We start from the raw sequence: 678 nt of genomic DNA on the forward strand, positions 1-678 counted from the left end.
GACATGGAGACGGGCGAAATCGGGCGGCGACAGCTCAAACGTGATCAGTTCGTGACGTTTTTCGCAAACTGCCCGCCAGGGCTCATTGCGATGGAATCTTGCGGCAGCGCCCATTTCTGGGCACGCAAGCTGAGCGCACTAGGGCATCGGGTCAGACTGATCGCGCCGTCATTCGTACGGCCGTTCGTCAAGCGCAACAAGACCGACGCAGCCGATGCACACGCGATCTGGGAAGCGGCTCAACGTCCTGAGATGCGCTTTGTTGCCGTGAAGAGCGAAGCACAGCAAAGCGTGCTGACGCTGCATCGAGTACGCGAGCAACTGCTCAAGATGCGTCGTATGCAGATCAATCAAGTGCATGGCTTGCTGTACGAGTTCGGTGCTGCGGTGCATGCCGGAGCAAAAAGCATGAATGACGCAGCGCGGCTGCTAGGCGAATTGGCCCAGACGCTGCCGGCGATGGTGATCGAAACGTTGCGCGAGCAGTTGCAGCGCATCGAGGCGCTCACGCGAGACATTACGCAGGTCGAGCACCGGCTCGCGGCATGGCGACGTGAGGATGAAGCGGCCCAACGTATCTCGGCCATTCCGGGCGTGGGGCTGCTTACGGCGACCGCTGCCATCGCAACGATCGGCGAGGCGAGCGTGTTTCGCAGCGGGCGCGAGTTCGCCGCGTTT

The 678-nt window shown here is 61.5% G+C and carries 1 protein-coding gene; it reads left to right on the forward strand.

Translation table 11 applies throughout. The features are described from left to right. A partial coding sequence (locus tag U4Y90_RS35970; RefSeq protein WP_321801902.1) for an IS110 family transposase occupies positions 1-678 on the forward strand: 678 nt, incomplete at both ends.

Source organism: Caballeronia sp. J97, from assembly GCF_905220305.1.
Classification (GTDB): domain Bacteria; phylum Pseudomonadota; class Gammaproteobacteria; order Burkholderiales; family Burkholderiaceae; genus Caballeronia.